General features: G+C 73.7%; 25 protein-coding genes. 8 read left to right on the top strand and 17 right to left on the bottom strand.

The window, feature by feature from the left end; all coding sequences use genetic code 11:
* Positions 1-47 precede the first annotated feature (47 nt).
* Positions 48-1,070 (top strand): phytoene/squalene synthase family protein, encoded by a 1,023-nt coding sequence (locus tag ACRAKH_RS07920; protein WP_380724821.1) that lies wholly within the window; start codon positions 48-50, stop codon positions 1,068-1,070.
* A gap of 4 nt (positions 1,071-1,074) precedes the next feature.
* Here ACRAKH_RS07920 and ACRAKH_RS07915 read toward each other — a convergent pair whose 3' ends face one another.
* Both ACRAKH_RS07915 and ACRAKH_RS07910 read right to left on the bottom strand, forming a co-directional pair.
* Entirely contained in the window at positions 1,075-1,455 is a 381-nt protein-coding gene (locus tag ACRAKH_RS07915) for a VOC family protein (RefSeq protein WP_380724822.1), read from the bottom strand.
* Between the two features lie 247 nt (positions 1,456-1,702).
* Positions 1,703-2,068 (bottom strand): Rv2175c family DNA-binding protein, encoded by a 366-nt coding sequence (locus ACRAKH_RS07910; protein ID WP_380724826.1) that lies wholly within the window; start codon positions 2,066-2,068, stop codon positions 1,703-1,705.
* Positions 2,069-2,263: 195 nt separating this feature from the next.
* Between ACRAKH_RS07910 and ACRAKH_RS07905 the strand changes: the two genes are divergently transcribed.
* Positions 2,264-4,342, top strand: a complete 2,079-nt coding sequence (locus ACRAKH_RS07905; protein WP_447009715.1) for a PASTA domain-containing protein — start codon at positions 2,264-2,266, stop codon at positions 4,340-4,342.
* A 78-nt stretch (positions 4,343-4,420) separates the two neighbouring features.
* Here the strand turns inward: ACRAKH_RS07905 and ACRAKH_RS07900 are convergent, their stop codons facing one another.
* A complete protein-coding gene (locus ACRAKH_RS07900; protein WP_380730067.1) occupies positions 4,421-5,809 on the bottom strand; it encodes a class II 3-deoxy-7-phosphoheptulonate synthase in 1,389 nt (462 codons plus the stop codon).
* Between the two features lie 63 nt (positions 5,810-5,872).
* On the opposite strand from ACRAKH_RS07900, the gene ACRAKH_RS07895 reads away from it, so the two are divergent.
* Positions 5,873-6,883 carry a DUF2891 domain-containing protein gene (locus ACRAKH_RS07895; RefSeq protein WP_380730065.1) on the top strand — a complete coding sequence of 337 codons (1,011 nt, stop codon included), beginning with the start codon at positions 5,873-5,875 and terminating at the stop codon, positions 6,881-6,883.
* Positions 6,884-6,896: 13 nt separating this feature from the next.
* On the opposite strand, the gene ACRAKH_RS07890 is transcribed toward ACRAKH_RS07895, so the two are convergent.
* Positions 6,897-8,603: a BTAD domain-containing putative transcriptional regulator gene (locus tag ACRAKH_RS07890; protein WP_447009714.1), complete on the bottom strand. Its 1,707-nt coding sequence runs from the start codon at positions 8,601-8,603 to the stop codon at positions 6,897-6,899.
* Positions 8,604-8,732: 129 nt separating this feature from the next.
* Here ACRAKH_RS07890 and ACRAKH_RS07885 point away from each other — a divergent pair, with 129 nt between their 5' ends.
* Both ACRAKH_RS07885 and ACRAKH_RS07880 read left to right on the top strand, forming a co-directional pair.
* Positions 8,733-8,972 (top strand): DUF4242 domain-containing protein, encoded by a 240-nt coding sequence (locus ACRAKH_RS07885; protein ID WP_380729448.1) that lies wholly within the window; start codon positions 8,733-8,735, stop codon positions 8,970-8,972.
* 22 nt (positions 8,973-8,994) lie between these two features.
* A complete protein-coding gene (locus ACRAKH_RS07880) occupies positions 8,995-9,351 on the top strand; it encodes a cupin domain-containing protein (RefSeq protein ID WP_380729434.1) in 357 nt (118 codons plus the stop codon).
* Between the two features lie 82 nt (positions 9,352-9,433).
* Here the strand turns inward: ACRAKH_RS07880 and ACRAKH_RS07875 are convergent, their stop codons facing one another.
* The 3 genes from ACRAKH_RS07875 to ACRAKH_RS07865 form a co-directional block, all read right to left on the bottom strand.
* Positions 9,434-10,459, bottom strand: coding sequence for a 6-phosphofructokinase (locus ACRAKH_RS07875; protein ID WP_380729436.1), 1,026 nt, complete (start codon positions 10,457-10,459; stop codon positions 9,434-9,436).
* An 80-nt stretch (positions 10,460-10,539) separates the two neighbouring features.
* Entirely contained in the window at positions 10,540-11,052 is a 513-nt protein-coding gene (locus tag ACRAKH_RS07870; protein ID WP_380729438.1) for a polyadenylate-specific 3'-exoribonuclease AS, read from the bottom strand.
* Between the two features lie 22 nt (positions 11,053-11,074).
* On the bottom strand, positions 11,075-11,806 hold the full coding sequence (locus ACRAKH_RS07865) for a lysophospholipid acyltransferase family protein (RefSeq protein ID WP_380729440.1): 732 nt from the start codon (positions 11,804-11,806) through the stop codon (positions 11,075-11,077).
* A gap of 203 nt (positions 11,807-12,009) precedes the next feature.
* On the opposite strand from ACRAKH_RS07865, the gene ACRAKH_RS07860 reads away from it, so the two are divergent.
* Entirely contained in the window at positions 12,010-12,489 is a 480-nt protein-coding gene (locus ACRAKH_RS07860; RefSeq protein WP_380729442.1) for a hypothetical protein, read from the top strand.
* 127 nt (positions 12,490-12,616) lie between these two features.
* Here the strand turns inward: ACRAKH_RS07860 and ACRAKH_RS07855 are convergent, their stop codons facing one another.
* From ACRAKH_RS07855 to ACRAKH_RS07825, 7 genes are all read right to left on the bottom strand, one after another.
* Positions 12,617-13,549, bottom strand: coding sequence for an anti-sigma factor RsbA family regulatory protein (locus ACRAKH_RS07855; RefSeq protein WP_380729444.1), 933 nt, complete (start codon positions 13,547-13,549; stop codon positions 12,617-12,619).
* Between the two features lie 190 nt (positions 13,550-13,739).
* Positions 13,740-14,711: an ROK family protein gene (locus ACRAKH_RS07850; protein ID WP_447009713.1), complete on the bottom strand. Its 972-nt coding sequence runs from the start codon at positions 14,709-14,711 to the stop codon at positions 13,740-13,742.
* A complete protein-coding gene (locus ACRAKH_RS07845) occupies positions 14,705-15,169 on the bottom strand; it encodes a hypothetical protein (protein ID WP_447009712.1) in 465 nt (154 codons plus the stop codon). Before ACRAKH_RS07845 ends, ACRAKH_RS07850 begins: the two co-directional genes overlap by 7 nt.
* Positions 15,170-15,174: 5 nt before the next feature.
* Positions 15,175-16,383, bottom strand: coding sequence for an ArsA family ATPase (locus tag ACRAKH_RS07840; protein WP_380729808.1), 1,209 nt, complete (start codon positions 16,381-16,383; stop codon positions 15,175-15,177).
* On the bottom strand, positions 16,380-16,817 hold the full coding sequence (locus tag ACRAKH_RS07835) for an SRPBCC family protein (RefSeq protein ID WP_380729806.1): 438 nt from the start codon (positions 16,815-16,817) through the stop codon (positions 16,380-16,382). The genes ACRAKH_RS07840 and ACRAKH_RS07835 overlap by 4 nt, the downstream gene beginning before the upstream one ends.
* Positions 16,818-16,844: 27 nt before the next feature.
* The gene (locus tag ACRAKH_RS07830; RefSeq protein ID WP_380729804.1) at positions 16,845-17,633 is read right to left on the bottom strand and encodes a metallophosphoesterase family protein; all 789 of its coding nucleotides are present in this window, start codon (positions 17,631-17,633) and stop codon (positions 16,845-16,847) included.
* Between the two features lie 11 nt (positions 17,634-17,644).
* On the bottom strand, positions 17,645-18,025 hold the full coding sequence (locus ACRAKH_RS07825; protein WP_380729802.1) for a polyketide cyclase / dehydrase and lipid transport: 381 nt from the start codon (positions 18,023-18,025) through the stop codon (positions 17,645-17,647).
* A gap of 112 nt (positions 18,026-18,137) precedes the next feature.
* Between ACRAKH_RS07825 and ACRAKH_RS07820 the strand changes: the two genes are divergently transcribed.
* Entirely contained in the window at positions 18,138-19,946 is a 1,809-nt protein-coding gene (locus ACRAKH_RS07820) for an AMP-dependent synthetase/ligase (RefSeq protein WP_380729800.1), read from the top strand.
* A 569-nt stretch (positions 19,947-20,515) separates the two neighbouring features.
* Entirely contained in the window at positions 20,516-23,419 is a 2,904-nt protein-coding gene (locus ACRAKH_RS07815) for a BTAD domain-containing putative transcriptional regulator (protein WP_447009711.1), read from the top strand.
* Here ACRAKH_RS07815 and ACRAKH_RS07810 read toward each other — a convergent pair whose 3' ends face one another.
* The 3 genes from ACRAKH_RS07810 to ACRAKH_RS07800 form a co-directional block, all read right to left on the bottom strand.
* Positions 23,420-24,550: a glycosyltransferase family 4 protein gene (locus ACRAKH_RS07810; protein ID WP_380729786.1), complete on the bottom strand. Its 1,131-nt coding sequence runs from the start codon at positions 24,548-24,550 to the stop codon at positions 23,420-23,422.
* Between the two features lie 43 nt (positions 24,551-24,593).
* Positions 24,594-25,856 carry a basic secretory protein-like protein gene (locus ACRAKH_RS07805; RefSeq protein WP_447009710.1) on the bottom strand — a complete coding sequence of 421 codons (1,263 nt, stop codon included), beginning with the start codon at positions 25,854-25,856 and terminating at the stop codon, positions 24,594-24,596.
* Between the two features lie 61 nt (positions 25,857-25,917).
* Positions 25,918-26,961 carry a C40 family peptidase gene (locus ACRAKH_RS07800; RefSeq protein WP_380730651.1) on the bottom strand — a complete coding sequence of 348 codons (1,044 nt, stop codon included), beginning with the start codon at positions 26,959-26,961 and terminating at the stop codon, positions 25,918-25,920.
* Between the last annotated feature and the right edge of the window lie 33 nt (positions 26,962-26,994).

Here is a 26,994-nt window from a genome sequence, read left to right as displayed (position 1 = left end):
GCCACCCCTCCGCGCAGGTAGGGCATGTCGAGCCGGACCACCGGCCGTTGTGCGACGATGACGCCGATGGCCGCGACACCGTTCTCCCGATCGAGCGCCGCACCGGTCGAGCCGGCGCGGTCGTCACCCACCCCGGCCGGCGGGTCCGCGTGACCGACCTGGCCCAGGCCTACGCCCGCTGCCGCGAGCTCAACGCCCGGCACGGCCGCACGTTCTTCCTCGCCACCCGCCTGCTCACGCCCGCGCAGCGGCCCGCCGTCCACGCGCTGTACGGCTTCGCCCGCTGGGCCGACGAGATCGTGGACAGCGGCACGTCACCCGACCCGGCGGGTGAGCTGGACCTGCTGGAACGCCAGCTGCTGGACGAGCTGGCGGGCAGGCCGACCGGTCACCCGGTGCTCGCCGCGCTCGCCGACACCGCCCACCGCCACGCCATCGACACCGTGCTGTTCACCGACTTCATGGCGTCGATGCGGATGGACCTGACCGTCACGTCGTACCCGGACTTCGCGGCGCTCGACCGGTACGTGCACGGTTCGGCGGCGGTGATCGGCCTGCAGCTGCTGCCCGTGTTCGGCACCGTCGTGCCGCGCGCGGAGGCCGAGCCGGCCGCCGCCGCCCTGGGCCGGGCGTTCCAGCTCACCAACTTCCTGCGCGACGTCGGCGAAGACCTCGACCGGGGCCGCGTCTACCTGCCGCAGGACGTGCTGGCGGCGCACGGCGTCGACCGGGACCTGCTGGAGCGGTGCCGTCGGACGGGCGAGCGGGACCAGCGCGTCCGGCGTGCCTTCCGCCACCTCGTCGCCCACACCCTGGCCGTGTACCGCGAGGCCGAGGTGGGCGTCCCGATGCTGCGCCCAGTCTCCCGCCCGTGCGTCCGGACCGCCCTCACCCTGTACCGCGAGATCCTGGACGAGCTGGCCGCCGCCGACTACCAGGCCCTGGACCGCCGGGTGGCCGTCCCGACCCGCCGTCGCCTGGCCGTGGCCGTGCCCGCCTTCGCCAGTGCCCTGGCGGCCCGCGCCGTGGCGGCCGGTCGCCCGGCAGCCCGAGCAACCGACCGCCGCTGAGCCGTCAGAGCGGGTTCAGACGAGCCTTCAGCAGGCAGAACTCGTTGCCCTCGGGGTCGGTCAGGACGTGCCACGACTCCTCCCCCGTCTGGCCGATGTCGGCCCGGCGGGCGCCGAGCTCCAGCAGGCGTTCCAGTTCGGCGTCCTGGTCGCGGTCGGTGGGGTTGAGGTCGATGTGCAGCCGCGACTTCCCCTTCTCCGGCTCGTCCCGGCGGCTGAAGAAGATCGTCGGCTGGGGACCGCCGAACCCCTCGGGCGTCCCGATCTCCACCGAGCCGTCGTCGTAGCGGTCGAGCACGACGAAGCCCAGGACCTCGCACCAGAACCGCGCCAGCGACTCCGGGTCGCGGCAACCGAGCACCAGCTCACCGATGCGACACGCCATAGAACGAACCCACCTTCGCCTCGGACAACGCCGGGAAGTCCAGACGGCACCGGACCCCACCAGCGAAAACAATCGGCGACCGTACGGGACGAGGCGATCACGGGCAACGGCTTTTCGGCCCCCGGCGCGGACAGCGGGTCGCCACATCCGGGACGTGCCCCCGCGAAGCACGACGTCCGGGCGGCGCCCCTGCGCGGGGTGCCGCCCGGACGTGGTCGGTCGTCGTCTGGGGGGTGGGCGGTGCCGGTCAGAAACCCAAGGCCTGTGCCCGCCGCTTCACCTCACGGCCGCGGTCGCCGCGCAACGCCTCGATGGGCGTGCCGGGCAGGGTCTCGTCCTCGGTGAACAGCCACCGCAGGATCTCTTCGGTCGAGAAGCCGGAGTCGCGCAGCACCGTGATGGTGCCGGGCAGCCCCTTGACCACGCCGCCGGCCGCGAGGAACTGCGCCGGGACGACGAGGACGCCGTTGCGCCGCTCCGCGAGCAGTTGACCGTCGCGCAGCAGCTGGTGGACACGGTTGATCGGTAGGGCAAGACGCTCGGCGACCTCGGGGAGGGGCAGGACCTCCAGGTCGGGAGCCAGCACATCCGCAGCGGCAGGAATCGCACTCACGTGCGTCACGATGCCACAACGCCGCGAACCACGCCTTGCGCCAACCGGGTGGCAGCGGTACACCCGCGGGTCGCCTTTCGGCCACCCCCTGTTTCCCACCCCGTCGACCCGGATCTGACGCCGATCCCACAGGCGGGCGTGGGATGCTCCAGCGCACAGCATCGGTCGGCACCACCCACCGTACGATCCACCGCTGTGGAAAGGTCGGCGACGAACGTGATCGGCGGGCTGCTCGAACAACGCTACCGGGTCGGCGCCCTGGTCGCGCGGGGCGGCATGTCCACCGTCTACCGCGGTGTGGACACCCGCCTGGAACGCGCCGTGGCCATCAAGGTCATGGACCCGCGGTTCTCCGCCGACCCGCAGTTCGTCGCGCGGTTCGAACGCGAGGCGCGCGCCGCGGCCAAGCTCCACCACCCCGGCGTGGTGCAGGTGCACGACCAGGGCGTGGACGAGGACCGCGTCTACCTGGTCATGGAACTGGTCGAGGGCGGCACGCTGCGCGACCTGCTCATGGCGCGCGGCAAGCTCGACGTGCCGCTGGCGCTGACCGTGCTGGAGAAGATCCTCTCCCCGCTGGCCGCCGCGCACCGCGCCGACCTCGTGCACCGGGACGTGAAGCCGGAGAACGTGCTGATCGGGCCCGGCGGCACGGTGAAGGTCGCCGACTTCGGCCTGGTCCGGGCCATGTCCACGGCGGGCGTCACCAGCGACACCATGATCCTGGGCACGGTCGCCTACCTGTCGCCCGAGCAGGTCACCACGGGCACCACGGACGCGCGCAGCGACGTGTACTCGGCGGGCGTGCTGCTCTACGAGATGCTGACCGGCACGCCGCCGTACGTGGGCGACAACGCCATCTCGGTCGCCTACCGGCACGTGAACGACGAGGTGCCGCCCGTGCCGGACGTGCCGGCGGAGGTCGCCGAGCTGGTCCGCCGGGCCACCCGCAAGGAGCCGTTCCTGCGGCCCGCGGACGCCGAGTCGTTCCTGTCCGAGGTGGAGACGGCGCGGGCGGCGCTCGGCCTGGCCACCGTGGACGTGCCGGTGCCCGTCCAGGCGCCGGCCGACGGGTCCGCGGCGCCCGCCGAGGCCCCGGCCGAGGAGGCGACGCGGAAGGTGCCCGCGCCCAGCCCGGCCGAGGAGACCGTCCGCGTCGAACCCGTGCGGGTGGGGGCGGGCGCGCCGTTCGCCGAGCCGACGGTGCCGGTGCACCGGCCGAACCCGCTGGTGCGGCCCGTGGCCGGCCCGCAGGGCACCAAGGCGATCCCGCGGTCCGAGCTGATGCCGCCGCCGCTCGTCCCCGTGGAGCCGGCCCCGGCGCCGCGGCCGCGTCCCCGGAGACCGCCGAAGAAGAAGACGCCCGAGCAGCTGTACGAGGAGATGCGGGCGCGCAGCAAGCGCCAGTTCATCACCTGGTTGAGCGTCGTCGTGGTCGCCGCGATCCTCATCGGCGTCACCAGCTGGTGGCTGGTGATCGGCCGGGTCGCGACCGTGCCGAACGTGGTCGGCCAGGACGAGTCCGCCGCCACCGCGCTCATCGAGGCCGCCGCGCTCAAGCACACGGCCCGCACCGAGAACAGCGACACCGTGCCCGCGGGCCAGGTGCTCAGCACCGACCCGCCCGCCGGCGCCGAGGCCACCCGCGGCGACCTGGTCCGGATCGTGGTGTCCGCGGGCAAGCCGGTGGTGCCGCAGATCCAGCCGGGCATCGAGGTGGCGCAGGCCGAGCAGGAGATCAGGTCCGTCGGGCTGACGTCGCGGCTCGACCCCGCCGAGGACGCGTTCAGCGACCGCGTGCCCAAGGGCAAGGTGGTGACGTTGAAGCCGGCGCCCGGCACGCAGGTGCCGATCGGCTCGGCGGTGGTGGTCGTGCTGAGCAAGGGCGCGCAGCCGAAGCCGGTGCCCAGCGTGACGGGCAAGTCGAAGGACGAGGCGTTCGCCGAGCTGGCCGCGGCCGGGTTCGACCCGGTCGAGGGGCCGGCGGAGTTCTCCGAGTCGGTCGACGCGGGCAAGGTCGTCCGCACCGACCCGGCGGCGGGCTCCAACCTCCCGCCGGCGAACCGGCAGGTCACCGTCATCCTGTCGAACGCGGTGACCGTGCCGCAGGTCGAGGGCAGGCCGGTCAAGGAGGCGAAGAAGATCCTGGAGGAGGCGGGCCTCAAGGTGGACGTGCAGTTCAACGACCGCGACCGGGCCCGGGTGGTCAACCAGTCCGTGCGCGGCGGTCAGCGCGTGCCGAAGGACACCACGGTCACCCTGATCGCCCTCTGACGCGGCGGTGGCCCCCGACTCGACGAGTCGGGGGCCACCGGGACCGTTCGCGATCGGGTCAGCCGCCCGGCGACCAGGTCAGCTGCGGAGCATCTCCGCGACCAGGAACGCCAGCTCCAGCGACTGCTGCGTGTTCAGCCGCGGGTCGCAGGCCGTCTCGTAGCGGCCGGCCAGGTCGGAGTCGGAGATCTCCTGCGCGCCGCCCAGGCACTCGGTGACGTCCTCGCCGGTCAGCTCGATGTGGATGCCGCCGGGGTGCGTGCCGAGCCGGCGGTGCACCTCGAAGAAGCCCTGCACCTCGTCCACGATCCGGTCGAAGTGCCGGGTCTTGTAGCCGGTGGACGCCTCGTGCGTGTTGCCGTGCATCGGGTCGCACTGCCAGATGACCTGGTGGCCGGAGGCGGTGACCTTCTCCACGATCGGCGGCAGCACGTCGCGCACCTTGCCGTTGCCCATGCGGCTGATCAGCGTCAACCGGCCGGGCTGGTTGTGCGGGTCGAGCCGCTCGACGTACTCGACGGCCATCTCCGGCGTGGTCGACGGGCCGATCTTGAGGCCGATCGGGTTGGACAGCAGCTCGGCGAACGCGATGTGCGCGCCGTCCAGCTGCCGGGTCCGCTCGCCGATCCACAGGAAGTGCGACGACAGGTCGTACAGCCGCGGCTGGTCGCCGCTGGTGTCGAGCCGCAGCAGCGCCCGCTCGTAGTCGAGCAGCAGCGCCTCGTGCGAGGCGAAGATCTCGGTGGTGTGCAGGGACGTGTCCTGCACGCCGCACGCCGACATGAACCGCAGGCCGCGGTCGATCTCGCCGGCCAGCGCCTCGTACCGCTCGCCCGCGGGCGACTGGCGGACGAAGTCCTTGTTCCAGTCGTGCAGGCGGTGCAGGTCGGCCATGCCCGCGGTGGTCATGGCGCGGAGCAGGTTCATCGCCGCGCCCGCGTTGGCGTAGGCGCGGATCATCCGGGACGGGTCCGGCACGCGCGCCTCGGGCGTGGCGACCAGCGAGTTCACGATGTCGCCGCGGTAGGACGGCAGGCCGAGCGCGTCGATGTTCGACGAGCGCGGCTTGGCGTACTGGCCGGCGATGCGGCCGATCTTCACCACCGGGAGGCTCGCGCCGTAGGTGAGCACGACGGCCATCTGGAGCAGGGTCCGGATGTTCGCGCGGATGTGCGGCTCGGTGTTGTCCGCGAACGTCTCCGCGCAGTCTCCGCCCTGCAACAGGAAGGCCTCGCCGCGGGCGACTTCGGCGAGGTTGTCGCGCAGCCGGTCGATCTCGGCGGGCACGGTGATCGGCGGCACGCTCTCCAGCACGGCGCGCACGCGGCGCACCTGCTCGGCGTCCGGCCACTCCGGCTGCTGCGAGGCGGGCCGGGCCAACGCGTCGGCAAGCCTGTCGCGCAGCTCGGGCGGGAGGGGCGGAAGCTCGGGAAGCGTGTCCACGGGCACGTCCACGGTCCAGTTCACACGTTAAAGATAGCCGTCCACACTGAGAGACGGACATGGGTCGGCCTGTGCATGATGTGGCACATGCCCGACACCCGGATGGACGACGACACGGCGGCCGAACTGCTGTCCACCGCGGTGGAGAACGTCCGGCGGGACTACCCGGTGCACTGGACGCACGTCGTCACCGACGCCGCCGGCCTGGTGCCGCAGCGGGTGCTGCACCCGATCTTCGCCGGGTCGTTCGACTGGCACTCGTGCGTGCATCAGACCTGGTTGGCGGTCCGGCTGCTGCGGGAGCGGCCGGACGTCGCGGGCGCGGCGGAGGCCCGTGCGACGCTCGACGCGCTGCTCACCGAGGAGCACGCGGAGACCGAGGCGGCGTTCTTCGCCGGACCGTCCGGCGGGTTCTGGGAGCGGCCCTACGGGTGGGCGTGGCTGCTGGTCCTCGACGCCGAACTCCGCACGTGGGGCTCGCCGTGGGCGGACGCGCTGCGGCCGTTGAGCGCGGTCCTGCGTGACCGGTATCTCGTCAAGGTGGCCGGCGCGCGGCTGCCCGTGCGGACCGGGACTCACGGCAACACGGCGTTCGCGACCGGTCTGGTGCTCGACGCGGCGCGTGCCGTCGGCGACGACGGGCTGGCGGCGGCGTGCGTCGGGGCGGCGTTGCGGTGGCACCGGGAGGACGTGGGCTACGGCGGGTTCGAGCCGGACGCGGCGGACTTCCTGTCGCCCGCGCTGACCGAGGCGGACCTGATGCGGCGGGTGCTGCCGGCCGACGGGTTCGCGGAGTGGTTCGAGGCGTTCCTGCCGAACCTGGACGAGGCGCGCTGGAAGGTGCTGCGCGAGCCGGTGCCGGTGGACGACCCGGCCGACCCGTACGGCTCGCACCTGGTGGGCCTCGCCCTGTCCCGCGCCTGGCAGTGGCGGTCCATCGCCGCCGCGCTGCCCGCCGGGCACCGGTACGCCGACCTGGCGCGCACGGCCGCCGACGCGCACCGCGAGGCCGGTCTGCGGCACGTGTTCGGCCACGGCTACTACGCCGAGCACTGGCTGGGGACGTTCGCCGCCTACCTGCACCTCGGCGCGTTCTGACGCACGTCGGCGGCTAGCAGGCAGCGGCGGCGGCCAGGCACCGGCGCTCCTCCAGGGGTCGGCGCAGCGCCGCGAACTGCTCGGCCGCCTCGAAGAACAGCGCCGCCGCCTGGGCCCGCCTGCCCTCCGCCCGGCGGACCTCCGCGCGCACCTCCCACAGCGCGGCCGACCACGGACCGCCCTGCCACAGCCCGCTGATCCGCTCGGCCTCGGCGAGGTGCGCCCGCGCGCGGCTGGGGCTGCCCGCGCACGCGCACGCCGTCGCCGCCGCGATCCGGAACCCCATCGAGCACGGGTCGCACACGTGCGGGGCCTCGTGCAGCCACCGCTCGGCGTCCCGGATCACGCCGAGCGCGCCGCCGAGGCTGTCGGCGGCGAGCACGCGGACCCCGTGGACGCGGATCACCAGGTGCGACGGGATGCGGGAACCCAGGGCCGGCGGCAACGCGCGGTCGAGGTCGGCGCGGGCGGCGGCCCGGTCGCCGAGCCGGACCTGGGCCTCGGCGTGGCGTTCCAGCGCCAGGGCCTGGGCGGAGACGCACCCGGCGCGCTCGGCCTCGCGCAGGGACTGCCGCAGCGCGGTGACCGCGCGGTCGACCCGCCCGGACAGCAGCGCGAACTCGCCGAGCAGCAGGAAGGCCAGCGCGCGACCGGCCGCCGACCCCGCCCGTGACGCGATGTCCAGCAGGTCGCGGCCGAACACCTCCGCGCCCTCGTGACCCTCCGGCCCGTACAGGTAGAACTCCTGGAAGCACAGGTGGGCGTCGTAGACCTCCGGCCGGGTCGGCCGCCGCACGGAGTCGGCGAACTCCTCGCGGAACAGCCGGTGCCACGTGCCGCGGGCGTGCGCGACGAGCGCGAGCAGCGTCGCGGCCTCGCCCAGCTCGTGCCCCAGGTCGGCGTCCAGCGCCAGCACCCGCACCCGCCTGGCCGACCGCTCGGCCTCGGCGAGGTCGCGCCGCCCGTACGCGACCAGGCCGTTGGCCAGCGCCACGGCCGCCCGCTGCGCCGGCGACGGCGGCTCGTCCGCGTCCGCGGCCAACGCCGACTCGTACAGCGCCACGGTCTCCGCGTCCGGCCCGACGCCGACGCGCTCCCGCAGCGCGCGGCGCAGCCGTTCGAACTGGCGCAGCGCCTCGCGGCGGTTGCCCGCGGCCAGGTGCCGCCGCATCACGGCGCGGTGCGCCTCCTCGTCGGTCTCGTCCAGGTCGAGCAGTCGCGTCCAGTCGCCCGCCGCCCGGAGCAGCGCGGTGTACCGGGCTCTGGCCTTCGCCCGCGGCTCGACCACCCAGCACTCGTAGCGGTCGTCGGCGAGCAGGTCGCCGCGGTAGTCGGCGGCGGCGTGCGCGCACCTCCCGGCGTCACCCGAGGCCAAGGCGGCGTCGGCGGTCCGCTCGAACCGGTCCAGGTCCACGTCGAGGACGCCGGCCGGCCACAGCGTCAGCAGCCGGCCCGCGCACCGGACGGCGTCGGCGCACCCGAGCGCGCGCCGCGCGTAGTGCACCGCCTTGCGCAGATTCGCCCCCGCCGCGTCCACCGGCAGGTCGGGCCACAGCAGGTCCATCACCTGCTCGCGGTGCAACCGGTGGTCGGGAGCCACGGCCAGCAGCTTCACCACGTCGGCCGCCCGGCGGTTGCGCCAGACGTCGCCGGGGACGGGTCTTCCGTCGACGACGACGGAGAACCTGCCCAGAACGCGCACCTGGCAGGTGGCCGGCATGGCGGAACCCTACGTCCGGTCCGCCGGGTCCGCCGGGGGAACCGTGCGTAGCCGCGGGAACGGTTTGGGAACGCCCCGCCGGCTACCGTTCTCGGCTCCACCACCTGTCAGGAGGACGTCGTGTTGTTCATGGACGTGCACCACCACCTCCCCGAGGGCGCGGGCGCGAAGGACGTGGCCGACGCCCACGCCGCCGACCTGCGAATCCAGGACCGGTACGGCGTCCGGTACCTCAACTACTGGGTCGACGAGCAGGACGGGAAGGTGTTCTGCCTGGTCGAAGCCCCGGACGCGGAGTCCGCGCACCGGGTCCACCGCGAGGCGCACGGGCTCGTGGCGGACGAGATCCACCCCGTGACACAAGGCTGAGAACGCGTGAGAGGTGATCGAGATGTCCGTGCTGGCCGCCAAGAGCTTCACGGAACCGGAGGAGGTGCGGGAGTTCCCGCACGGCCACGTCGACCTGGTCACCGTCGGTGACGCCACGGTCGGCAGAGCGGAGTTCGAGCCGGGGTGGCGGTGGTCGCAGGACGTGAAGCCGATCGCGGGCACCGACTCGTGCCAGGCCGCCCACACCGGCTACATCCTGTCCGGCCGGATGCACGTCGTCATGGACGACGGGACGGAGGCCGAGGCGGGTCCGGGCGAGGCGGTCATGGTCGAGCCCGGCCACGACGCGTGGATCGTCGGCGACGAGCCGTGCGTGATGCTCGACTTCACGGGCCTGCGCGACTACGCCAAGAAGTGACGGCGCCGCGACGTGACGGCGCGCGAACGCCGAGCGCCCCCGGACCGGGAGTCCGGGGGCGCTCGGTGTGGTGCGGGGTCGATCAGCCGAAGAAGACCTCGGCCTCCTGGTAGCGCTCCAGCGGAACGGTCTTCAGCTCCGCGGTGGCCTCGGACAGCTTGACCCGGACGATGTCCGTGCCGCGCAGCGCGACCATGACGCCGAAGTCGCCCTCGGCGACCGCGTCCACCGCGTGCAGGCCGAACCGGGTGGCGAGCACGCGGTCGTACGCGGTGGGGATGCCGCCGCGCTGGACGTGGCCCAGCACGACCGCGCGGGACTCCTTGCCGGTCCGCTCGGAGATCTCCTCGGCCAGCCAGGTGCCGATGCCGCCCAGCCGCACGTGGCCGAACGCGTCCTTCTCGCCGGAGTGCAGGATCTCGGCGCCGCCCTCGGGCATGGCGCCCTCGGCGACGACGATGATCGGGGCGAACTGGCGCTCGAAGCGCCGCTCCACCCACTCGACCACCTTGTCGACGCTGAACTGGCGCTCAGGCACCAGGATCACGTTCGCGCCGCCGGCCAGGCCGGAGTGCAGCGCGATCCAGCCCGCGTGGCGGCCCATGACCTCGACGACCAGGGCGCGGTGGTGCGACTCGGCCGTCGTGCGCAGCCGGTCGATCGCCTCGGTGGCGATGTGCACGGCGGTGTCGAAGCCGAACGTGTAGTCCGTCGCGCCCAGGTCGTTGTCGATGGTCTTCGGCACGCCGACGACGCCGATGCCGTCGTCGGTCAGCCGCTTGGCGACACCCAGCGTGTCCTCGCCGCCGATGGCGATGAGGGCGTCGACCTTGTTCGCGGCGAGCGTCTCGCGGATGCGGTCGACACCGCCCTCGACCTTGTACGGGTTGGTGCGCGACGAGCCGAGGATGGTGCCGCCCCTGGTGAGGATGTCCTCGACGTCACCGAGCCCGATCGGCTTGGTCAGGTTCTCGATCGGCCCCTGCCAACCGTTGCGGAACCCCACGATCTCCCAGCCGTGGGCCTCGATGCCCTTGCGGACCACACCGCGGATCACCGCGTTGAGGCCGGGGCAGTCACCACCGCCGGTGAGCACACCAATGCGCATTTGCTTAGCCAATCTCTTCTCGTGGCGTGGGTCACCCAAGACTGACACGTGCTGGATCGGTGCAGCAAGCGAGGGTCCACCTAACGGACGGCGAAACCCTTGCGCAGCCGCTCGGACTCGATCACCTTCCAGCGCGCGAGGTTGTGCCGGGCGTCGGCCAGCGCGTCGTGCGCGTCCGCCGGCGCCTGCGGCAGCCTGGGCTTGCCCACGTCCTCCCAGCGTTGCCGGAGGTCGCGGGTGAACCGGGGCAGGCAGCGCGGCAACGCCGGCATCGGGCCCCAGAGCTGGGCCAGCGCGACGTGGTCGTAGGCCGCGAACCAGGCCCACAGCTCGATGTCGTCCCGGTTGGCCTTGGCGCCGCCCAGGAACTCGAGGAGGTCGTTGCGGATGCGCTCCCGGCTGCGCCACGCCCGGTCGGCGGGCGGTGGCAGCTGGGTGAGGACGTTCGCGCGCACCCACGGGCCGGCCTTGGCCGGGTCGAACTCGGTCGACACGGCGTAGAACTCGCGGCCTTCCTCGTCGACCACCCCGATGGAGACGAGGTCGATCGTCACCCCGTCCTCGATGAACTCACAGTCGTAGAAGAACCGCACCACTCCACCCTAGGGGTGCGGTTCAGCCGGCCTTCGTCTCGGGCAGCCGATCGACCGCTTTCGCGGGCCGCGGGTCGCCCTGGACCTCCTTGGCCTTGGCCGCGTAGACGTCCACGTACTCCTGGCCGGACAGCTCCATCAGGGCGTACATGATCTCGTCGGTGATGGACCGCAGCACGAACCGGTCGCCGGACAGGCCCTCGTAGCGGGAGAAGTCCAGCGGCTTGCCGATCTTGATCCGGATCGGGTAGGGCCGCCACATCTTCGAGCCGATGGGGTTGGCCTTGTCCGTGCCGAACATCGCGACCGGGATGACCGGCACGCCGGACTCCAGCGCGATCCACGCCACGCCGACCTTGCCCTTGTAGAGGCGGCCGTCGGGCGACCGGGTGCCCTCGGGGTAGATGCCGAGGAGCTTGCCCTCGCGCACGATCCGCACGCCCGTGTCGAGCGCTCCCTGGGCCGCCGACGCGCTGGACCGGTCGATCGGCACCTGGCCGACGCCGGAGAAGAACCAGCGCTGGAGCGCGCCCTTGACGCCCTTGCCGGTGAAGTACTCGATCTTGGCCGGGAAGGTGACCCGGCGGGACAGCTTCAGCGGGAGGAAGAAGGAGTCGGAGACCGCGAGGTGGTTGCTCGCCAGGATCGCGCCACCCTCCTTGGGGATGTTCTCCGCGCCCTCGATGATCTTGGGACGGAAGAACAGCTTCAGGAGCGGCCCGAGAAAGATGTGTTTCATCAACCAGTAGAGCACCGCTGGGAGCGCCTCCTCGACGAGCTTGATCCCCGCCGCCAGCCTACGGAGCCGATGGCACAAGACACAACGAAGACCCGCGCGGAGGCGGTACGGTCCGAACGTCCACCGGCTGCCGTAATCCGCAACACATCGCGCCCGTGGGACGATGGACCCTGGCAGAGGGATCGCCTTCACGACCCCGGAGGGCTTGGAGCACGCCGATGAACTCCCGACGCGACTCGACCGACGGCCCGGAGGACGTGGACGCGACCTTCGCCGAGATCGTGGCGGGCCTGGAACGCGAAGGCGTGGGCAGGCAGGTCTGGTCGGACGAGGCCGAACCGGACGAGGGCGACGAGGCCGAACCCGTGCGACCGGTGCGGCCCGAGGGTCAGCCGGCCGTGGCCACGATGGAGGACGGCGACGTCGACCGCGACGCCGACCCCGACGATCCCGACGACCACTTCGTGCCGCCCGAGCCTCCCCCGCTGCCGAAGCTGCGGGCCGGGACGATCGCCGCGTTGCTGGTGATCCTGCTGGGCGTCGTGCTGCTGCTGTTCCCCGGCCTGTTCGGGCTGACCGGCGCGATCGGCACGCCGCTGGCGCTGATCGTGCTGTGCTCGGGCGCGGGGTGGCTGGTGCTGCGGATGCGCAGCGGTCCGCCGGCGGACTCCGGGTGGGACGACGGCGCGGTGCTGTGACCAGCGGTTTTGTGACTCGCGGTGCTGTGACCTGCGGTCTTGTGGCTCGCGGTGCTGTGATCCGCGGTCTTGTGACCAGCGGTGCGGTGGTTCGCGGTGCGGTGACGGGCGGGGTCCAGGCCAGCCGTCAGGCGCCGACGGTCAGGCGGATCGTGTAGCCCTCGGCGTCCCGCCCCATGAGGACTTCCCGGCACGTCCGGTGGGTCAGCCACAGGCCCACGCCCGCCGTGGTGGTGAGGTCGGTCGGCACGAGCCCCGCCACGGGCGACCGCGGCCCCTCGCCGCGATCCGTCACGGCCACCAGGACGCTGGTCGGACCGGCCCACACGCGCACCCGCACCGGCGGCACGCCGTGGCACTGCGCGTTGGTGACGGCCTCGCTGGCGGCGTACACGATGTCGTCCACCTCGTCCCGGCTCAGGCGGGCGCCGGCGCAGGCCGCCGTCACCGCGCGGCGCGCCTCGGCCGGGGCCGGGTCGACCAGCTCCACCAGCGGCGGGTCGGCCTCCAGGCCGGTGGGCGGCACCTCGGGCCACGTCCACGACGACCGGTAGCTCTCGTTGGGCACGTGCGCGCCGTCCGGCGCGACGACGTGCGGGTGGGCGCTCAGGACGTCCGCCACCACCCGCGGCGGCGCCGTGCGCAGGTCGTACGGGCACAGCCCCCACACGGGCACCTCGGCGAACACCTCGGTGATCGACACCTCGTACCGCGCCCACCAGTCCCACGACGCGCCGACGCCGGGGTGCGGGACGTCGCCCATCACGCGGATCTGCGGCGCGCCCGCGTACTCGGCGAACAGCTTGCGCAAGGCCAGGATCGCCTCGGTGGGCCGTTCGTAGTGCTCGTCGCCGTGCAGGAACACGATCGCGGACGGGTCGGCCACGGCGTCGCGGATCAGCCGCTCGTTGGCCGCGTGGCACGCCACGACGACCGGCTCGCCGGCCGCCACCCCGCCGTCGAGGAAGGGCACGACGACCGAGCGGAAGTCGTCGTCGCTGCCGTAGAACGCCGCCTCGTGGAAGTACCCGACGTGCCCTTGCGCCGCACCGCTCCTCATCCGAGCGCCCCGGGGTGGTCGCCGGGCGCGCGGGTGCGGCGCGGAGCCCCGAACGGCATCGCCGGGACGTCGAAGATCCGCTTTCCGCGGCCGGAAATCTGCATCCCGCGATGCTACGCCGCGTCGTCCGGGAAGCGGCTCTCCGGTCAAACCGGACGTCCCACCACCGGACCCCCGGACGGGCGCCCGCTCAGCTCGACCGGCCGTTGCGGGCGGTGTGGCCCGCCACCTCGCGGGCCAGGGTGGCGACGCCGACGATCCCCGCGTCGTCGCCGAGCTGGGCGGTCCGGATGCGGGCCAGCGGCCGGTGCCCCGCCCCGGTCACCACGGCCGCGTAGCGCTCGCGGGCGTCGTCCAGGAACAGCGGCGCGGACTCCGACACACCGCCGCCGATCACCACGACCTCCGGGTCGTACACGTCGGCGACCAGCGCCAACCCGTCCCCCAGCCACCGCGCCAGGTCCGCCATCGCGCGCTGCGCGAGCGGGTCGCCGTCCCGCGCCGCGCCCGCGACCCGCCGACCGGTCACGGCCCGCGAGTCGCCCAGGGCCTCCCGCGCCAGCACGGTGGACAGGCCGGGGTGCCGGGCCAGCAGCTCCACCGCCGTCGTGCTCAGCGCCGTGCCGGAGCAGTACCGCTCCCAGCAGCCGTTCTTGCCGCACGGGCAGGGCCGCCCGTCCGGCACGAGCCGCAGGTGGCCGAGCTCGGGCGCGACGCCGTGCGCGCCGCGGAACACCCGGCCGTCGAGCAGCAGCGCGCCGCCGATCCCGGTGCCGATGGCGACCAGGGCGGCGATCTTCGCGCCGCGCGCCGCGCCGAACCGGTGCTCGGCCAGGGCGGCGGCGTTGGCGTCGTGCTCCAGCACCACGGGCAGGCCGACGCGCTCGGAGATCCGGTCCGCCACGGGGGCCTGCCGCCAGGCGAGGTGCGGCGCGAACCGCACGGTCCGGCGGTCCGAGGCGACGAACCCGGCCACGGCCAGGCCCACCGCGGCGACGCGGTGCCGTGCCGTGAGCTCGGCCACGGCCGCGCCGATCGCCTCCTCCAACGCCTCTTCGCCGCTGGGCGTGGCGGCACGGGCCGTGTCGAGCACCGCGCCGTCACCGTCGACCACACCGGCCCGCACGCTGGTCCCGCCGACGTCGACGCCGACAGTCAGCACTGCGACCCCTGACCGCGCCGCACCACCGGGATGTGCTGGACGCGCGGCTTGTCCGGGCGGGCCTCCGCGTCGGCCGCCTCGGTCGGGGCGGGCGGCGGCGTCGGCTCGGCCAGCGCGGCCCGCAGCACGGCGATCAGGCCGGCGATGTGCTCGGCGGCCTTCGCGGCCAGCTCCGACCGGTCGCCCCGGACGAGCGCCACGGCGTTGCACAGCGGGCACCAGCCGCACGTGCGGCTGTCGTGCCCGCCCTCGGCCGCCATGCGGTGCAGCCACGGCTGCGCCCGCTCGGCGGCGGCGTCGAGCAGCAGCCGCAGCTCCTCGGCGAGCTTCGACTCGGCGCGTCCTGAATCAGTTCGTCCGGAGTCGGCGCGCCCGGAGTCGGCGCGTCCCGAATCGGTGGGAGTCGAGCCGGTGGCTGTCGAGCCGGCGCGTCCCGAGTCGGCCTGCTTGGGGTCCACGTGCCTCACCGCATCCACAGGTCGGGGTCGGGTGCGAACCGCACCGCCAACCCGGTGTCGTCCAGCTCCGCGCCGGTCACCAGGCAGCGCTTGAGCAGCGACGGCAGCGCGACGAGCCGCCGCCTGCCGTCCACGGTGACCGCCAGGTCGTCGCCCACCCGGGCCAGGTCGAGGTCGGAGTCGCCGATCGGCAGCGCCATCCGCAGCGTGTACTCCCGCTCCCCCGACCGCACGACCTCCAGCAGCGGACCGTCGGCCGACGTGCCCTCCAGCGGGTCCCGCCCCTGGTACAGGCCATCGGCGACGTCCAGCAGCGCGGCCGTGCCGACGGGTTCGGCGGCCCGGTGCTCGACCGTGCGCACCGACCCGAGGTCGGCCAGCTCGGCCAGCACGGCGTCCTGCTCGGCCCGGCGGGTGCGCAGCCACGTGGCGGCGGGCCCGCCCTCCGCACCGGGGTGGGGCACGACCCGGTTGGCGACCACGCCGTCGACCCGGATGCCCTGCAGCGCCAGCGCCGTCACGGTCCGCCGGGTCTCGGCGGCGACCACCCGCTCGGGGGTCAGCACGAGCCGGACGCTGGTGGCGCGCGACGTCAGCAGGACGCGCAGCTGCTCCAGGTTCTCCGCCAGCCGGCCGAGCGCGTCGGCGGTGGCGTCCCACTTCTCCACCGTGCCGCTGCCAGCGACACCGGCCAGCAGGCCGCGCACCACGCGCCGGTGGGTGGGGAACAGCCGTTCCAGGTAGGAGGCGAACGCCTCGGGCAGCGCCAGCAGGCGCAGCGTCTCGGCGGTCGGACCGCAGTCGACGACCACCACGTCCCACGGCCCGTCGCTCGCCAGCCGCCGCACCTCGGACAGCGCCAGCAGCTCCTCCACGCCGGGCAGGACGGTCAGCTCCTCGGCGTCCAGCTCGTCGACGCCCGCACCGGCGAGCACGGTCCGCAGGTGCCCGCGCAGGTCGCGCCAGGCGTCGTCCACCAGCGCGCGCGGGTCGACCTGCGCGGCATGCAACCCCGCGAACGCCCCGGCGCCGTCGACCTCCGTGACATCCGCGGACAGCGGCACGCCCAGCGCGTCGCCGAGAGAGTGGGCCGGGTCGGTGGACACGACCAGCGCCTTGCGGCCACCGGCGGCGAGCGCGGCGGCGGTGGCGGCGGCCAAGGTCGTCTTGCCGACCCCGCCCTTACCGGTGAACAGCAGCAGGCGGGCGCTCATCCAGCGTTTTCCACCCGGCGCTTGAGCTCCTTCAGCGCGGTGTCCATGATCATCTTCTCGGCTTTGCGGCGGAACAGGCCGATCATCGGCACGACCAACTGCACCGACAGCGTGTAGGTGACCTCGGTCGAGCCGCCCTTGGGCGCCAGCGCGTAGCTGCCCTCCTGCGACTTCTGCATCTGGCCCTTGACCAGGCGCCACGAGATCCGCTCGGTGGACCACTCGTCGTAGGCGAGCACGTACTCGTCCTTGATCGGGCCCTGGTCGATGTTGAACCTGACCTGGGCCGCGCGACCGTCCTCCCGCGTCTCCAGCACCTCGGTCCGCTTCACCCCGTTGGCCCACTCGGGGTAGGCGTCGAAGTCGGCGATGACCGCCACGATCTCCTCGGGCGTCGCGTCGATGACGATGGACTGGGTGGACTCGTCGGCCATGCCGGGGAGGCTACCCGGTGCAACCGCTCACCAACGCAGCACGTGGGGCGTGCCGCTGCGCTGGAAGTGGCCGACGTTGACGCACTCGGTCCAGCCGACCCGGACCCGCCGCGCCATCGGCTGGTGCACGTGCCCGAACACCGACCACCGCGGCCGGTGGCGCTCGATCACGTCCAGCAGCGACGTGGAGCCCAGCTCGGGCCGGCGGGCGACGACGTCGTAGGTCAGCTCGGCCACCGCGGGCGGCACGTGGGTGCACAGCACGTCCACCTCGCCCAGCCCTTCCAGCGCCGCGCCGAACTCCTCCTCGGTGCGCAGGTACGGCCGCCACGGCCCGCGCCGGTTCGGCACGAAACCGGGGTGCAGCAGGGCGCCGCCCGCGAAGCCGAACCGCAGCCCGCCGATCTCGGCGACCTGCCCGTCGAGGATGTGGACGCCGTCGCGGGCGAACCGGGGCCACAGCTCGGGGCTGTCGACGTTGCCGGGGGTGGCGTAGGTGGGCGCGCTCATCGCGCCGAACAGCGCCGTGTACTGCTCGATGATCGCCTCTTGGACGATGTCCGCCGCGTTGTCGAGGCTCTCCCACAGCGACCGCATGTACCGGACGGTCTCCGCCCCGACCCGGCCGCGCCGCAGCCCGGCGAACACCGCGACCTTGTCGGCGCCGAAGATCCGGCCCAGGATGCCCTTGCCGTGGTCGTGGTAGTCGACGAAGTCGACCAGGTCGCCGAGCACGACCAGCGCGTCCGCGCCGTCGCCCGCGCGGGCCAGGGCCTCCGCGTTGCCGTGGACATCCGAGACGACGTGAACCCGCACGGGAGCCAAATCTACGGCAGCGCGGGCGGCACCCCGGGCGGGCGGCCGGCCTCCAGCGCCAGCTTCAGCCCGAGGGAGACCTCCTTGGCGGCGAGCTGGCGGCGGCGCACCTCCTGCCGGACCCGCTTGTCGGACGCCTCGCCGGGCAGGTCGGCCCGGAGGAAGTAGTGCAGGAGCGTCCCGTCGAGGACGGGCTCCAGCCACACCTCCATCGTTCCGACCAACGCGCCGGCCACCGTCCAGCGCAACCCCTGCATCCCCCGGTCGGCGTAGACCTCCAAGGCCAGGTCGGGCCAGAACTCCGACCACACGGACGGTGGCGCGAACGCGGCGGCGACCACGGCCGGAGGCACTGCGAGGAACGTCTCGTCCACGACGTCGACACTGGGCACGGCTGGGAAGAGTGCCACGACACGGTTACGGAACCACCCGCCGGCCTGGTGTATCGCCGGAATCACAGGCTAGGTTTCCCCACCGGTAACAAACAAACGTCCGGAGGTCGACGTGCGCGAGTTCAGCGTCCCCGCCACCGCCACTGTGGCTGCCGAGGAGAACCTCACCGACATGGTGTGGGCGAACGCGGAGCGCTTCGGCAACGCCGTCAGCTTCCGCCGCCGCGTGGACGGCACGTGGGTGGACATCACCGCCCGCGACTTCGCCGCGCAGGTCCTCGCGATCGCCAAGGGTCTGGTCGCGGCGGGGCTCCAGCCCGGCGAGCGGGTCGGTCTGATGTCCAAGACCCGCTACGAGTGGACCCTCCTCGACTTCGCCATCTGGCACGCCGGCGGCGTCGTGGTGCCCATCTACGAGACCTCGTCGGCCGAGCAGGTCGAGTGGATCCTGTCCGACTCCTCCGCGAAGGCCGTGTTCGTGGAGACCTCCGACCACCGCGCGACGGTGGACGCGGTGGTCGCGGGCCTGCCCGAGGTGCGGCACGTGTGGCAGATCGACGGCCCGTCCGGTGACGCGGCCGGCGCGATCGACGAGCTGACCGCCCTGGGCGCGTCGGTGTCCGACGAGGACGCCCGCGCGCGCCGCAAGGAGGTGGCGGCCGACGACACCGCGACGATCGTCTACACCTCCGGCACGACCGGCCGCCCCAAGGGCTGCGAGCTGACGCACCGCAACCTGCTGTCCGAGGTGCGCGGCGCGATCGCCGCGTTCCCGCAGCTCATGCAGGCCGGCAACTCGCTGCTCGTGTTCCTGCCGCTGGCCCACATCCTGGCCCGCGCGATCTCCGTGTGCGGCCTGTACACGCGGGTCACGATGGGGCACACCGCCGACGTGAAGAACCTGGTGGAGGACCTGCAGTCGTTCCGGCCCACGTTCGTCGTGGCCGTGCCGCGCGTGTTCGAGAAGGTCTACAACGGCGCGAAGCAGAAGGCGCACGCGGCCGGCAAGGGCAAGATCTTCGACGCCGCCGAGGCGACCGCCGTGGAGTACAGCCAGGCGCAGGACACGGGCGGCGCGGGCCTCGGGCTCAAGGTCAAGCACGCGCTGTTCTCGAAGCTCGTCTACAGCAAGCTCCAGGCGGCGCTCGGCGGCCGGTGCATCGCGGCCGTGTCCGGCGGCGCGCCGCTCGGCGAACGGCTGGCGCACTTCTTCCGCGGCGTCGGCGTGCCGGTGCTGGAGGGCTACGGCCTGACCGAGACGAGCGCGGCGGCGTGCGTGAACACCGAGGCGGCGTTCCGCGTCGGCACCGTCGGCCGGCCCGTCGTCGGCACGTCCGTGCGCATCGCCGAGGACGGCGAGATCCTGATCAAGGGCGACGTCGTCTTCCGCAGCTACTGGAACAACCCCGAGGCGACCGCCGAGGCGCTGGAGGACGGCTGGTTCCACAGCGGCGACCTCGGCCAACTGGACGACGACGGCTTCCTGAAGATCACCGGGCGCAAGAAGGAGATCATCGTCACCGCCGGCGGCAAGAACGTCTCGCCCGCCGTGCTGGAGGACCGCCTCCGCGCCCACCCGCTGATCAGCCAGTGCATGGTCGTCGGCGACGCCCAGCCGTTCATCGGCGCCCTGATCACGATCGACCCGGAGTTCTTCCCGGCGTGGAAGGAGCAGAACGGCAAGCCCGCCGACGCGACCGTCGCCGACCTGCTCGACGACGAGACGCTGCGCGGCGTGATCCAGGCCGCGGTGGACGAGGCCAACCAGGCCGTGTCCAAGGCGGAGGCGATCAAGAAGTTCCGCATCCTGCCGGTGGACTTCACCGAGGCGGGCGGCGAGATGACCCCGAGCCTGAAGCTGAAGCGGGCCGTCGTGGCCAACACCTACAAGCAGGACATCGAAGCGATCTACAGCGCTTGATTGCGCCGCCTCCGGCGTCGCGGCTCGGCCGCCTGGGAGTCGGTCGTTCGCTGTGTTGGATTGCGCCGCCTCCGGCGTCGCGGCTCGGCCGCCTGGAAGTCGGTCGTTCGCTGTGTTGGATTGCGCCGCCTCCGGCGTCGCGGCTCGGCCGCCTGGAAGTCGGTCGTTCGCGACTGATTTCCCGGCGACCGAAGAGCGTGGTCGCCGCGAAATGAGTCGCGAACGACCGACGCGGCCTCGCGGGTCGTGGCTCGGTCTCTGGCGGAGTTCGGGCCGGTACTAAGACGGGTGGCCCGCACCGAAGACTTCGGTGCGGGCCACCCGACCCCCAGTGATCGCGTATCCGCTTGCGCGGACCCGAGAAGTTTTGTTGTCCCGGTCCCCCAACCGGGACGACTCAAGAGTGCCGGAGCGCGCTGTCGTATCGCTGACGCCGTGATGACTCGTCCCGTCAGCGGCCGTCCTAGGCTGTGCACGGGGGAGGCGGAACGAGGGGACGCGATCGGATGGGCGCTGGGCCGTGGTTCGGCCTTCTCGGCCCCCTTGAAGTGCGCATACAGGGTCAGCCGGTGTCGGTTCGGGCGGGCAAGCACCGGGCGTTGCTGGCCGCGCTGTCGCTGCGCGCCGGCCGGGTCGTCTCAATTGGCGAACTGGTGTCGTTCCTGTGGGGCGGCGACCCTCCCGCGCGCACCCGGGGCACGTTGCAGACCTACGTGATGCGGCTGCGGCAACTCCTGGGCGACCCGTCGCTGATCCGGACCACTTCGGACGGTTACCGGCTGGTCGTGCCGCCGGAGCAGGTGGACGTGCACCGGTTCACGACCACGGCCGGCTTAGCGCGGCAGGCCGCGCAGTCGGGGCACCTGGCGGACGCCGCCGCCCTCTACTCGGACGCGCTGAGCCTATGGCGCGGCCCGGCGCTGTCGGACGTCCCGTCGGACACGTTGCGGGACGACGAGGTGCCGAGGCTCGCCGAACGGCTCCTGGTGGTGCACGAGGAGCGCAACGACGTCGAGCTGGCCCTGGGCAACCACGAGCGGCTGGTGCCCGTGCTGCGGTCGCTCACCGCGGACCACCCGCTGCGCGAGCGGTTCTGGGCGCAGCTGATGGTGGCGCTGTACCGGGGCAGCCGCCAGGCCGAGGCGCTGGAGGCGTTCCGGCTGGTCGCCCGGATGCTGGACGAGCAGCTGGGCATCGAGCCGGGCCCGGCGCTGCGCGAGCTGCACCAGGCGATCCTGGTCGGCGACCCGAGCCTGGCCGCGCCCGCCGACCGCGCCGACCCCGACGTGCCGGACCAGCTGCCGCCGGACGTGCCGGGTTTCGTCGGCCGCGACGAGCTGGTGGACCGGATCTCCCGCCTGATCGCGCCGGACGGGCCGCGCACCGCCGTGCCGATCGTGGCGCTGACCGGCGTTCCGGGCGTGGGCAAGACGGCGTTGGCGGTGCACGTGGCGCACCGGCTGCGGGACCGGTTCCCGGACGGACGGCTGTACGTGGACCTGCGCGGGTACGCGCTCGGGCCGGCGACGCCGGTGGTGGAGGTGCTGACCCGGTTCCTGCGGGCGCTGGGCGTGCCGCCGGAGCAGATCCCCGTGGACGTGGACGAGCAGAGCACCCTGTTCCGCTCCCTCCTCACGGGACGGCGGATGCTGCTGGTGCTCGACAACGCCGCCGCGCCGGACCAGGTCCGGCCGCTGCTGCCGGGCGCGGCGAGCTGCCCGGTGGTGGTGACCAGCCGGGACGACCTGCGCGGCCTGATCGCCGTCGACGGCGCCCGCCGGGTGAAGCTGGACGTGCTGGAGCCGGCCGAGTCGCTGGCCGTGCTGCGGCGGACCGGGCCGGCGGCGGAGGAGCTGGCGCGGCGGTGCGGCCACCTGCCTCTGACGCTGGGCATCGCTGCCGCGTCGGTCGGCAACGGCCCGGTGGCGCGGTACCTCGAACGGCTGGGCGACCGCCGTCCGCTGGACCTCGCGCACGCCGCCCTCACGCCGGGCGCGCGCCGGCTGTTCGGGCTGCTGAGCGTGGTGCCGGGGCCGGACTTCACCACCGAGGCGGCGGCGAACGCGGCCGACCTGCCCGTGCCGGAGGCCGCCGCGCTGCTCGACCAGCTCGCGGCGGCACGGCTGGTGCGGTCCGCCGGCGGCCGGTACGCCTTCCACGACGAGCTGGCCCGGTTCGCCGCCGGGGTGGCGGACCTGGAGTCGCCCGAGCAGGTGGGCGCGGCGCGGGTCCGGCTGCTGGAGTTCTACGTGCGGGCCGTGGACCACTGCGCCGAGCTGCTGTACCCGGACCTGATGCGGCTGCCCGCGAAGGTGGGCCGCGCGGTGCGGCTGCCCCGGATCGAGACGGCCGCGCAGGCGCGGGCGTGGCTGGACGCGGAGCGGGCGAACCTCACCGCGGCGATCCGGTCGGCGGCCGAGCGCGGGCCGGCGGCGGTGTCGTGGCTGCTGGCGGACGGCCTGCGCGGGTACCTGTGGATCGGCAAGCACGTCACCGAGTGGCTGTCGACCGCCCGGTACGGCCTGGACGCGGCGCACGAGCAGCGCGACGTCGCGGGCGAGGCGGCGATGCACCAGAACCTCGGCACGCTGCACTGGCGGCTCGGCGACTTCGCCACGTCCATCGCGCACTACACGCGGGCCGTGGAGCTGCACCGGCTGTCGGGCGACCTGGCGTCGGAGGCCGGCGTGCGCGGCAACCTCGGCGTGGTGCGGCTGGAGTCGGGCGACCTGGCGTCGGCGCGCAACGACCTGGAGACGTGCTTGGCGCTGCAGCGCGAGTCGGGCGGGCCGCGGTCGGGCGAGGCGGGCGTGCTGACCGGGTTGGGCGTGCTGGCGATCGAGACGGGCGAGCTGGCCGAGGCGGTGGACCTGCTCGGCGAGGCGTTGGCGATCAGCGTGGAGCACGGGTTGCGCGGCAGCGAGATCACCGCGTTGACGCTGCTCGGTGTGGCGTCGCAGCACATGGGCGAACCGCAGCGCGCGCTGTCGCACCTGGCGGAGGCGTTGCGCCTGTCGACCGAGGCCGGTTTCCGGGAGGCGACGGCACGCGTGCTGGAGAGCATCGCGTCGGTCCGGCTGGACCTCGGCGAGCACGCCGAGGCGCTGGAGCTGGCGGACGCGGCGCTGGCCGAGCTGCGCGAGGACGGCGACCAGCGGATCACCACGAACGTGCTGGTGGTGATGGCGTCCGCGAACCGGGGCCTCGGCTCGCTGCGGACCGCCGACGAGCAGTTCCAGCAGGCGCTCACGAAGGCGCGCCGCATCGGCTACCTGCCGGGCGAGGCGCGGGCACTGGTCGGCCTGGCGGGCGTGCGCCGGCTCCTGGGCCAGCCGGCGGAGGCGAAGGCCCTGGCGACCCAGGCCGTGGCCCTCACCACGAGGCTCGGCCTCCGCGTCACCGAGCGCTCGGCGCGCGCCGAGCTGGCCGCCGTCGAGGACGCCCTGGCCGGCACGCCCGGGGACGGCCGCTGATCAGCCGTCGATCAACGCGACCAGGCGGTCGGCCAGGTCGTCCCAGCGCCAGTGGTCGGTGACCCACTCGCGGCCGGCCGCGCCCATCTTGGCGGCGGTCTCCGGGTCGGCCAGCAGGCCGGCCACGGCGCCCGCGACCTCCGTGACGTCACGGCCGTCCACCACGCGCCCGGTCACGCCGTCGCGCACGGTCTCCGGCGCGCCGCCCGACCGTCCCGCGACGACCGGCAGCCCGGTGGCCGACGCCTCCAGGTAGACGATCCCGAGCCCCTCGACGTCCAGCCCGCGGCCCCGCGTGCGGCACGGCATGGCGAACACGTCACCCGCGTTGTAGTGCGCGGGCAGCTCCTCCCACGGCACGGAACCGGTCAGCACCACGTGCTCGGACACCCCGACCGACGCGGCCAGCCGTTCCAGCGTCGCCCGGTACGGCCCGCCGCCCACCACGAGCAGCGCCGCGCCGGGCACCCGCCGCCGGATCTCCGGCAACGCCCGCACCAGCACGTCCTGACCCTTGCGCGGCACGAGGCGGGACACGCACACCACCACCGGCCGGTCGCCCAGCCCGTACCGGGCGCGGACCTCCTCCCGCGCGGCGGGCGACGGCGCGTACACCGAGGTGTCCACACCGGACGGCAGGTGCTCCAGCGCCGCCATCGGCCCGAACGCCGCCGCGAACCGCGACCGCGTGTACCGGCTCACGAACGTCACCACGTCCACGTCGGACCCGATGCGCCGCAACGCCTGCCGCGCGCCCGGCAGCATGGACCACCCGACCTCGTGCCCGTGCGTCGACGCCAGCACGCGCGAGGCCCCGGCGGCGCGCAGCCGTGACGTCATCAACGCCAACGGGGCCGCCGCGCCGAACCACACGGCGTCGCAGCGCGCTCCGCGCAGGATGTCCGACGCGCGCCGCACCACGTCGGGCGTCGGCAGCATCAACGTGCCGGGGTGGCGCACCACCTCGAACGGCTGCGCCGCGTCGAACTCCGGGTGCGAGCCCGCCGGCGACTCCCACGACGGCGCGTACACCACCAGCTCCGGCAGCCGCACGGCCAACGCGTGCAGGTAGGCCTGGATGCCACCGGGCCGGGGTGGGAAGTCATTGGTCACCAACAGGGTCCGACGCACGCGCCCACGTTACGTGACCTGCCGGCGTCCCGTGCCGGCGCTGTCAGCCCAACTCCCGCCGCAGGAAGTCCTGCCAGCCGCGCACCAGCGCCGCCGTGTCCTCGCCGGTGACCTCCACCAGCACGGCGTCCACTTCGGACGCCCGAACCCGCGCGAGCCGCCGGTACAGGTCCACCAGGCCCGGCTCGCCCAGCCGTGACGCCAGGTGCAGGTTCAGCGACCACGACTGCTGGTAGGCCAGCTCCATCCCGTCACCGCGGAAGGCGTCGTCGGACGGCAGCGCGGTCGGCGGGCCGTCCCGCAGCTGCGCGGCGAGCAGCGGCGCGGCCTTGCGCGGCGGCACGTCGCTGCCCCGGTAGCCCACGTAGTCCGCGAACCCCTCCAGCAGCCACATCGGCGCGCCGTCGACCGTCTCACCGCGCGCGGCGACGTGCGTGATCTCGTGCCGGAGCAGCACGCGCAGCGACAGGGGCGACAACGCGCCCGCGCTGTCCGGGTTCAGCACGACCCGTTGGCCGCGGGCCGTGTGCTTCTCGGTGTCCACCCGGTCGGCCACCGCCACGCCGGCGATCGCGCCGGTGGCGAAACCGGGGCCGACCAGCGCGCGCATCTCGTCCGGGCCCGCCGGGATCAGCACGGCGACCTGCCGCGCCCACGCCTCGCCCCACACCTCCGTCACCGCGGTCACGGCGCCGTCCAGCTCGGCCAGCACCCGTGCGGCCAGCGCCTCTCCGCCGGGGTGGCTCAGCACGAACCCGCCGGAGCCGGTGAGCACGTGGCACGGCCCGAAGTCCCACGGCCCGCGCCACGTCCGCTTGCCCAGGGGCTCCAGCGCGGTGTCGGAGTTCAGGTACCAGCGGTCGCCGCGCCGGGTGAACAGGTACGCCATGCCCTGCGTGCTGGCCTCGACGTCGACACCGCGCAGCCGGTAGGCCAGCCGGACGTCCGGCGCCCACGACTCGTCGGCGGCGGGCAGGTCCAGCGAGGAGACGTCCGTCTCGCCGGACAGCCGGTACTCCCACTCGGCCAACGGCACGGCGGCGAGGTTGCGGAACAGGTCGCGCTGCCGTTGCCGGAACCCGGCGTCGGCCAGCGGGTCGAGGTCGGCGGTGAACGCGGTCTCGTCGCGCTCCAGCACGGCCCGCGCCCGCCGTTCCAGCAGCGACCGGACGTCGTCGGCCCGCGGCGCGGCGCTCTCGGCGACGGCGGGCGGCGCGGGCGTGCCCGCCGGGACCACGGCCACCCCCAGCCCGGCGAGGAACGTCACGGCCACGAGCACGGCCAGCAGCACCCGGTAGCGGCTCACGAGCCTCCCAAGACGTCAGCAGGGCCACCCCGACCAGGATGGCCCTGCTGGACGACGGTTGTCAGCCCGCGATGCGGCGCATGGCGTAGATCGAGCCCGGCGCCTCCAACGACACGATCTTGACCGGGACGCCGTCGGTGGACGCGTGCACGACGCGGCCGTTGTCGACGGCCATGCCGACGTGCATGCCGCCGTTGTAGATGATCAGGTCGCCCGCGGTGACCTCGCCGCGCGACACCGCACGCCCGGCGCCCGCCTGGCCCTGGCTCGTGCGCGGGATGCTCACGCCCGCCGCCGCGTACGACTTCATGGTGAGGCCGGAGCAGTCCCAGACGTGCGGGCCGGTCGCGCCGTACGAGTACATGTCGCCGATCTGGTCCAGCGCGAACTGGAGCGCCGCACCCGCCGCGCCCGCGGGCACGGAGACGTTCGTGGGGGGCTGGCCGGGGTCGCGCAGCGTGTTCCGCTCCTGCGCCGTCAGCCGGTTGAGCTGGTTGCGGACCTCGGTGATCTGGCCCTGCAGCTCGGTCTGGCGCTTCTTGATGTCGTCGGCGATCCGGATCGCCTCGTCCGTCGCCGCCTGCGCGGCGCTCTGGGCGTCCGCCGCCTTGACCCGCGCGTCCTCGGCCGCGTTGACGGCGCCGGCGAGCTTGTCGAGGGCCTCTTCGTTGTCCGCCGCCAGGACGCCGAGCGCCGACATGCGGTTCAGGAAGTCCTGCTGGGAGTCGGAGACCAGCAGGGCCGACAGCTGGTTGAAGCGGGCGCCCTCGAACGACGCCTCGGTCAGCTTGTCGACCTGGACGCGGAAGTTCTCCTCGTCGGTCTTCGCCTGGTCGCCCGCCTGGGTCGCCTGGGCGAGGGCGGCGTTCGCCTCGTCCAGCTTCGCCTGGTTGGCGTTGCGCTGCTCTTCGGCGCGCAGCAGCTCTTCGTTGAGCTTCGTGGCCTCTTCGGCCAGCTCGTTGTACTTCTTCAGCGCCTCGGAGGCGTTCGCGGGGGTGTTCGGCTGAGCTCCGGCGGGTACGGGCATGACGCCCACCGCCGCAGCGGCCACCGCCGTGGCCGCCATCGCCCCGCGCAGGCCGCGCTTGAGTCGTTGCGACGCCACAGTCGCGTGAGTCTCCTTCGTGTGAACCGCCTA

The sequence above is a fragment of the Saccharothrix hoggarensis genome, assembly GCF_052936025.1.
The sequence above is the reverse complement of the archived record's forward strand: the minus strand, read 5'-3'. Positions and strand labels throughout refer to the sequence as shown.